This is a genomic window from Bifidobacterium scaligerum, assembly GCF_002802865.1.
GTDB classification, from domain to species: Bacteria; Actinomycetota; Actinomycetes; order Actinomycetales; family Bifidobacteriaceae; genus Bifidobacterium; species Bifidobacterium scaligerum.
On sequence record NZ_PGLQ01000015.1, the window covers coordinates 1 to 6738 of the forward strand.

Here is a 6738-nt window from a genome sequence, read left to right on the forward strand (position 1 = left end):
CTCGATAGGGTGTGGGAGAGTAGCACGCCGCCGCATTATTCTTGTGAGGGGGAGCCTGTACAGGCTCCCCCTCTTTTTCGTTTCTCACGGGATTCGTCCCCCGTGTGCGCGGGGTTTGGGTCCGGCCCGCGTCCCCGCTTGGATGCTGGTTACGGGACAACGAAGCCCAACAAAACGCCACCACCGCCAGCCTTGACTTCCTCTGCTCAATTTTCCATGTAATGCTGCATGAAGACAGTATCCTTGTCGCATATAAGTATGTTGACTTTGGAGCCCAGGATGAGCATTGACGAGATTTTCGCGAACATTGTGACCGAATCGGTCGATAAGCGTGAGCAGGGGACTCGCTTTGAGCATGCCGTGGAATTCTTCTTGGAACATGATCCTGCATGGCTGGAGCGCATCACGCAGGTATGGATGTGGGATGAGGCACCCACCAACGACGGCAAGATGGATACTGGCATTGATCTCGTGGCTGAAGATGTGGATGGCTCGCTGTGGGCGATTCAAGCCAAGTGCTATTCCAAGCCGAAGCTGGCTGCCGGTGATGTATCCACATTCTTCATGAATGCGCTGGCGGATAAGCGGTATCAGCATTACATGATTGCGGACACGGTATCTGGCTATACGTCCGTGCTTGAGGACTTCATGCTTTCGCATCCGGATATGGATTTGGTGCGCCTCGATATGGACACCATGCGCGAATCGAATCTCGATTGGGAGGCATTCGCCGACGGCTCAGCAAGCGCCACCAATGCCGGTCGCGTAACCTACAGCCCGCGTCCGCATCAGTGCGAAGCCATCGAAGCGGTGAAGAGCGAACTCAAGGACCATGATCGCTGCTTACTGGTCATGGCGTGCGGTACTGGCAAAACATTGACGTCCTTAAGGCTTACGGAATCGATGGTGGGCGAGGGTGGAACGGTGCTCTTCCTCGCGCCGTCCATCAGCTTGGTTTCACAGTCGATGCGCGACTGGGTGAACCAGACTCGTGCCCGCCATATCAACGTGTACGTGGTGTGCTCGGACGGCAAGGCCAGCAAACTGAGCAAGTCGGAGCAGGAATCCTACGGCCAACTGACTGATATTCCATTCCCGGCCACTACGAATGCGGAGACCATCGCCAACCGATTCCAGCCGCATAAGGATGCGCTCAACGTAGTGTTTTCCACGTATCAGTCGATTCAAGTGATTCATGATGCTCAGCAGTTGGGGCTACCGGACTTTGATCTGACGATTTGCGATGAAGCGCACCGCACCACGGGCGTAATGGATGGAGAGGCTGCTTTCCAGAAGGTCCATGATGCTGACTTCATTCATTCCGCGAAGCGCCTGTATATGACGGCCACGCCGCGCATCTTCGGTGAGGGTGCGAAGAACAAGGCCAAGGAAGGCGCGATTGAAATCGCGAGCATGGATGACGAGCAGGTCTATGGTCGCATCGCCTACCGGTTGAGCTTCGGTAAGGCCGTGGCGCTCGGTTTGCTCACCGATTACAAGATTGTGGTGATGCAGGTGGCCGAAAGCATGATGGGCTCGGCCATGCAAAAGCAGTACAGTGCCAAGGATTCCGAGATTCCGCTGGATGATGCGGCCAAGTTCGTAGGGTGTTGGAAGGCGCTGTTTGATCGCCGTCATGCCAAGGGTGTGGAGGAGCTGGTCAATCGCGGTCGCCATGCCGCGGAGGTTGGCCCGGATGATGCGAAGCGTGTGCTGCATCATGCCATCGCATTCGCTGCTTCGATTAAGGATTCGAAGGCGTTGAGCGCACAGTTCCGCACGGTGATCGATGATTACACGCGCAATCTGGAAGACACGGATGCGAACAAGGCGGTGATCGCCGCGAACCATGAGGTTCACGTGGAGATCGACCATGTGGATGGTGACATGGATGCGGCCACGCGTCGCGGCAAGCTCGACTGGCTGGCCGCCAAAACCGCGGACAACGAGTGCCATATTCTCTCCAATGCCCGTTGCCTAGCCGAGGGCATTGATGTGCCGGATTTGGATGCGGTGATTTATTTGAACGCACGCCGCAGCCGCGTGGATATCATCCAGTCGGTTGGTCGCGTGATGCGCAAAGCGCCCGGCAAGGAATACGGGTACATCATTATCCCGGTGGTGATTCCATTGGGTGCGGACCCGGATGCGATTCTCTCCTCGGGCGCCTATGAAACGGTATGGCAGGTGGTGCGTGCGCTCAGGAGCCATGATGAACGTTTGGATGCGATTATCAACGCGGCCGCCTTGGGCGATGAGGATTCCCTGCGCAGGATTATCGAGGTGGAAGTGCTCGATGAATCCAAGCTGCGCAAGCGGAGCAGCCGCCGCGATAAGGCGGCCGGTAATGTGGCGAGCATCGGCGGCGAAGGTGTGTACGGCACTGAGGGTGCTGATGATGCCGGTGATGATGGTGACGGGAAACCTGCTGAGAAGAACTTCCAGCCGGAACTTGATTTCGAACTGGGGGAGATGGCGAAGGCCATTAACGCACAGATCGTGCGTAAGTGCGGTACGAAGATCTACTGGGGTGAATGGACTGATGATATCGCGGCCATCACCCGCCGCCGCGCGGAAGCGATCTATCAGCTGGTCGACCAGCCCGGTGCGGCGCGTGAATCATTCCTTGAGTTTGTGGATGGTTTGAAGGACAGCCTCAATCCTGGCTATTCGGAGACGGATGCGATTGCGGTGTTGGCGCAGCATGAGGTGACCAAGCCGATCTTCCAGACACTGTTCACCAACAAGGAGGTCATCGAACACAACCCGATCGTGCAGGGGCTCGACCGTACGATGAACGCCCTGTATGCGGCCGGATTACCTGAGGTGACGAGCAATCCGACCCTGCGTGACTTGTACTCGTCGGTGAGATTGTCCGCCAGCCAGTTGGAGACGGATGTTGCCAAGCAGAATCTCATCAAGGAGATCTACAACGAGTTCTTCACCAAGGCGTTCAAAGACACCGCCGACTCGCTGGGCATCGTCTACACGCCCGTCGAAGTCGTGGACGCGCAGTTGCATATGGTGCAGCGCGCCCTGCAACGTGAGTTCGGCCAATCGTTGGGTTCCCGTGGCGTGCATGTGCTTGACGGTTTCGCCGGCACCGGTACGTATATCTGCCGTCTTATCGAAGACGAATCATTGATTTCCACTGAGGATCTGCCGTACAAGTACGAGCATGATCTGCACTCCAACGAGATCGTGCCGTTGGCCGCCACCATCATGGACATCAACATCGAACAGTCTTACCACAAGCGCATCGGGGGGGGGTATGTCCCATTCGCTGGTGCCTTGCTCACTGACACCTTCCAAATGCATGAGGAAGGTGACACGTTGGACGACACTATCTTCACTGAAAACACCGAACGCATTAAGCGGCAAAAGGCGCTGCCGATCAAGGTGATTATCGGCAACCCGCCGTACCGAGCCGGCGATGTTGGGCATACCGGGACCGATACCCAGAAATACCCGACTTTGGATAAACGTATCGAGGAAACCTATGTGGCGAACTCCGATGCGAACAACAACAATTCGCTGTACGACCACTATATCCGTGCGTTCCGTTGGGCATCCGACCGTATTGGTGACTCGGGCATCGTCTGCTTTGTTTCCAACGGAGGATGGCTTATCAGTGCTGCCGGGGCCGGTGTACGCCGACGTTTTGTTGAGGAATTTAGCTCAATTTATGTGTATAACCTCAAAGGCAATATGCGCTCACGCGACTGGAAGAAAGAAGGGGGACAGATATTTGGCGCGGGGAGCCAGACGACCATTGCCATCACTATGCTTGTCAAAAATCCCGGATCGGATGAGCATGGCACCATCCACTACCGTGATATCGGCGACTACCTCACCCGCCAACAGAAGCTCGACATTCTCAAGGATGCCACGGTATTTGATCCGGCATGGACATCACTCCAGTCTGACAAGCACGGTGACTGGCTCGATCATCGTGACGATAGCTACACCACATTCATCCCGACAGGAGTGCAGGACGGGAATAAAAAGTTGCCAACCGGTCTGTTCTCCATCTGGTCATGCGGATTGAAGACTCAACGTGATTCGTGGGCATGGAGCATGTCGTTACCGGCTTTGCGATCGAACATGAGTCGCTTACTCAACAACATGAATCATGCCATTGAGCTGCATCATGCAGATGGAACACCTCTGGAGCAAGATACCACTCGATTCAGCTGGACAAGGCGTTTGCAGGATTATGCCGATAAAGGCACCGTGATTCCATATGATTCGGAACACTGTGTCCTGGGCGTCTACCGTCCGTTCTGCAAGCAATGGGTCTATTTCGATTCGTTTATGAACGAAATGACCTACCAGCAGCCACGCATTTTCCCGATCGCCGGAGGCGATCGGCCGAAAGGACCTACCAGCAGCCACATTCCTTCTCAAAGTTCCCACTTGGAAAATGCGCCGAACGAAATGACCTACCAGCAGAGTTCCTCTCGATGCTTAGAAAATTTGGTAATCGGTATTCCAGGAACATCGAGCAGGGGTGATTTTTCATGTTTGATTGCCAGAACACTTCCAGATTTGTGCATGGCCAGTTCTACGCAATCACAGTGCTTCCCTCTCTACCGCTATGAGAAAGTCGAACCGTCAGACGACGGCGGATTGTTCTCCGAAGCGGACATGCAGGGTGCGGACGAACATGGCTATATCCGTCACGACGCCATCACCGACACGGGCCTGAAGGTCTTCCGTGAGGCGTATCCGAGCTTGAAGATCACCAAGGAAGACATCTTCTACTACGTGTATGGCGTGCTGCACAGCCCGGAATACCGCAAGCGTTTTGCCAACAACCTGAAGAAGGAACTGCCGCGCATTCCGCTCGCGAAGGACTTCAAGGCGTTCATGAAGGCCGGCCGTGCCCTCGCGCATCTGCATCTCGACTACGAGTCCATCGACCCGTGGCCGGTTATGGAGGTAGGCGACAGCGCGAACCCGGGCCGTACCGAGAAGATGACCTATCCGAAGAAGATCAAGGACGCCGAGACCGGCAAGAAGGTGCCTGACCTTACTGTGCTGAAAGTGGCGGAAAACCTCACGATTGAGGGTATTCCGCTGCGCGCCTACGAGTATGTGGTGAACGGCAAATCCGCTATCGGCTGGCTCATCGACCGCTATAAGGTCACCACCGACAAGAAGAGCGGTATCACCAACGACCCGAACGATTACAGCGATAATCCACGGTACATCGTGGACCTGGTCGAACGTGTCATCCGCGTGAGCATGGAAACCCTTGACATCGTCGAAGGTCTCCCAGCCCTAGAAGAACTCCCACACCCCGCCACCTGGCCCGCCGAATGGAACATCAGCTGATTGCTTTGCACCTTGTTTGTGGACTCGCGAGTGTGAGGGAAAACCGTGAGGTATATACTGTGTATATACGAAAGGGGTGGTCATGAGTACTACAACGTTGGTCAAATGGGGTAATGGACAAGGCGTGCGCCTGTCCAAGGAGACGATGGAACGTGCCGGGCTGCAGGTGGGCGACTCATTGGAGGTCAATGCTGAGAACGGCATGATTACACTCATACCCGCGAAGAGAAGATACGTTGACATTCCTGATTACCGGCAGTTGTTCAAAGGGTATAACGGTCCCGCGCCGGTGGAGGACGGATTTGCTTCTTCCGTCGGACAGGAGACCAACTGATGATGGGAAACAAGTATCATTACGGTGACATCGTCTGGGCTGACCTCGACCCATCAGCCGGCCACGAGCAGAATAAGCGACGTCCGTTGATTGTGGTGAGCAATGACGAATACAACCGATTCAACAATCTGATTATGACCGTGCCGGTCACCAGCAATCGGGAATATCCTCTGCATATTAACGTGGGAATCATTCCGGCGGAAGATGGGGGCGAGATTCACGGGTGGGCGGAGATTGAACAAGCCAAGTGCCTAGACCTGAATGCGCGATACGCGCGCAGGATAGCAACCGTAGACGATGACGTCATGGAACGCATTACGGAAATGCTTCTGGGGGGAATCATGCGTCCCTCAATGCGCATCGAGCGCTTATACTAGCGTCTTTCGTCTGAGTGCGTTCCTGTACGTCTTCAGTTATAACTGATTTCTGAGGTCAATTGCGTATGAGAATCGATTATGATCGATTCTCATACGGTTATCGGCTTGAGAATCAGATATATCTGATTCTCAAGCGCGCTAGGGGAGGAGCTTGCCATGATGACCTGTTCTCCACGATCTTGTTCAAGGACGTGGTGCGTCATGCCGTTGGCCTGAACAACGCTAATGCCATCGATCAGGTGTTGGAAGGCATTGTGTACATGGAATTGAAGCGCCGCGGATATGACGTACACGTAGGCAAAGTGGGGGATAAGGAAATAGACTTCATCGCCAGACGTGGTGACACGGTTTCCTACTATCAGGTCACATACTTGCTTGGTTCACAGCAGACGGTGGACCGTGAGTTCGGCGTGTTCGATGCCGTGCAAGACAACTGGCCAAAATACGTGCTGAGTATGGATGAATTCCCGCAAACGCACAACGGCATATACGGCATGAACATTATCGATTGGCTGCTTGACGTGGATTGAGTCATGTTCCTATGGGTTCGCTCAGATTTTTTGCACGGAACGCTTGTCTGGTTTTGTCGGTTTTCGACACGCCGGTGGATGCCAGTGTTTGCAAGGGTTTCCGTGGTGTTTGCCGGGGGTGGGGTTGCGTTCGGGGCCGGGGTCGTGTAAGTTATTCATT

4 protein-coding genes are annotated in these 6738 nt (G+C 54.7%); all 4 read left to right on the forward strand.

All coding sequences use genetic code 11. The annotated features are described in order from the left end of the window. Positions 1-279: 279 nt before the first annotated feature. Positions 280-5337 (forward strand): type ISP restriction/modification enzyme, encoded by a 5058-nt coding sequence (locus tag CUU80_RS10540; protein ID WP_165775942.1) that lies wholly within the window; start codon positions 280-282, stop codon positions 5335-5337. An 82-nt stretch (positions 5338-5419) separates the two neighbouring features. Further along, positions 5420-5671, forward strand: coding sequence for an AbrB/MazE/SpoVT family DNA-binding domain-containing protein (locus tag CUU80_RS10545; RefSeq protein ID WP_100497296.1), 252 nt, complete (start codon positions 5420-5422; stop codon positions 5669-5671). Then, the gene (locus CUU80_RS10550; RefSeq protein ID WP_207760123.1) at positions 5671-6048 is read left to right on the forward strand and encodes a type II toxin-antitoxin system PemK/MazF family toxin; all 378 of its coding nucleotides are present in this window, start codon (positions 5671-5673) and stop codon (positions 6046-6048) included. Before CUU80_RS10545 ends, CUU80_RS10550 begins: the two co-directional genes overlap by 1 nt. A gap of 65 nt (positions 6049-6113) precedes the next feature. Beyond that, entirely contained in the window at positions 6114-6578 is a 465-nt protein-coding gene (locus tag CUU80_RS10555; protein ID WP_100497297.1) for an ATP-binding protein, read from the forward strand. Positions 6579-6738 lie beyond the last annotated feature (160 nt).